Annotated in this window: 2 protein-coding genes and 1 pseudogene; 2 read left to right on the top strand and 1 reads right to left on the bottom strand. The window is 32.5% G+C overall.

Annotation, left to right across the window (positions count from 1 at the left end):
- Positions 1 to 392: hypothetical protein (locus B3J44_RS15290; protein WP_286969391.1), on the top strand; the 392-nt coding region annotated here is incomplete at its 5' end.
- A gap of 154 nt (positions 393 to 546) precedes the next feature.
- Positions 547 to 1,278, top strand: coding sequence for a DUF4890 domain-containing protein (locus tag B3J44_RS15285; RefSeq protein WP_286969388.1), 732 nt, complete (start codon positions 547 to 549; stop codon positions 1,276 to 1,278).
- 45 nt (positions 1,279 to 1,323) lie between these two features.
- Here the strand turns inward: B3J44_RS15285 and B3J44_RS15280 are convergent.
- Positions 1,324 to 1,596: pseudogene (locus B3J44_RS15280) on the bottom strand (aspartate aminotransferase family protein); the annotation flags it as partial.

The following is a 1,596-nucleotide window of genomic DNA, read 5'->3' as shown; positions in this document are numbered from 1 at the left end:
TGTTATTTGTTGGAATAGCAAGTTTTGCACAAGAAAAGAAAGAAAGATTAACTCCTGAACAGCGCAATGAAAAACAATTGCAAAAATTAACAACAGAACTAAATCTGGATGCCAGTCAACAAGCTCAAGTAAAACAGCTTTTAGCAGACAGAAGTGCAAAAGCCGAAAAACTAAGAGATGCACGTCAAGAACAAAAAGAAAATGGCACTAAACCTACTGCTGCAGAAAGAGAAGCTTTTAAAAAAGAGATGATGGCTGAGAGAGATGCAAACGATGCTAAAATGAAATCGATTTTGAATGCTGACCAATACACAAAATGGAAAACCATTCAGGAAGAAAACAAAGACAAAGCAAGAGAAAAAATAAAAGAATATAGAAAGGATAAAAACTAAATAAAAGAGGCTTAATTGCCTCTTTTTATTTCTCAATATTCTTTAAACTTTCCTTAATAGTTTCTGTTAAATAAAAGATAAACCTCAAAATGCCATTAAACTTAATAATTCTGATCAAGTCTAATTGCTATAAACCTTTTTTAAAAAACGAATTATGAAAAAATTATTTATTGCAGCTTTATTATTTGTTGGAATAGTAAGTTTTGCACAAGACATCAATCAGAAGCCGACACGCGATCAACGAGAAAAATTAACTCCAGAACAGCGTAACGAAAAATATTTGCAAAAATTGACTTCTGATTTAAATTTAGATAATAAACAGCAAGAGCAGGTAAAACAGCTTATCGCAGAAAGAAGTGCAAAAGCCGAAAAGTTTAAACAATCTCGAAAAGACACTAAAACGCCTCCTACAGCTGAAGAAAAAGCAGCTTTCAAAAAACAAATGGAAGAAGACAAAGTAGCTAATGATGCTAAAATGAAATCTATTTTAAATGCGGATCAGTACACAAAATGGACAGCTCTAAAAAAAGAACATAAAGGTCATCATAGAGGAAAAGATCATAAATCGCCACAAGAACGCGATCAAGCTCATTTGCAAAAGCTGACAACTGATTTGAACTTAAATGCGGATCAGCAAAAACAAGTTGGTGAACTTTTATCTGACAGAAGCACAAAAATGGAAATGCTTAAAAAAAGCAGAAAAGATTCTGGTGTCGAGCCAACTGAAGCTGACAAGAAAGCTATGAAAAAACAGATGGAAACAGATCATAAGGCTTATGATGCCAAAATGAAATCTATTCTGACAGCTGACCAATATAAAAAATGGACTGCAATTCAGAAAGAGCATAAAGATAAAATGAAAGAATACAGAAAAGACAAAAAATAATCTTGGTTCTAAAAAAGAAAAGGAGGCTTAAAGCCTCCTTTTTTATTAAAATGATTTTGATACTTTATCAATCGCATTGATTGTAAAATCTAAATCTTCGTAAGTCAATGCATCTGTAATGAACCACGTTTCGTACGCAGATGGTGCAATGTAAACACCTTCTTGCAATAATCCGTGGAAGAATTTTTTGAATGTTTCGTTATCACCTTTTGCAGCAGTTTGAAAATCTGTAACTGGATTTGCATCAAAATGAACCGAAATCATAGAACCTACTCTATTAATCGTAAATACAACATTGTTAGCTTTTAAAACTCTATC

Source organism: Flavobacterium sp. UBA4854 (assembly GCF_002399805.1).
Taxonomy (GTDB): domain Bacteria; phylum Bacteroidota; class Bacteroidia; order Flavobacteriales; family Flavobacteriaceae; genus Flavobacterium; species Flavobacterium ginsengisoli.
Note: the sequence above shows the minus strand (reverse complement) of the source record. Positions and strands in the feature narration are given on the sequence as shown.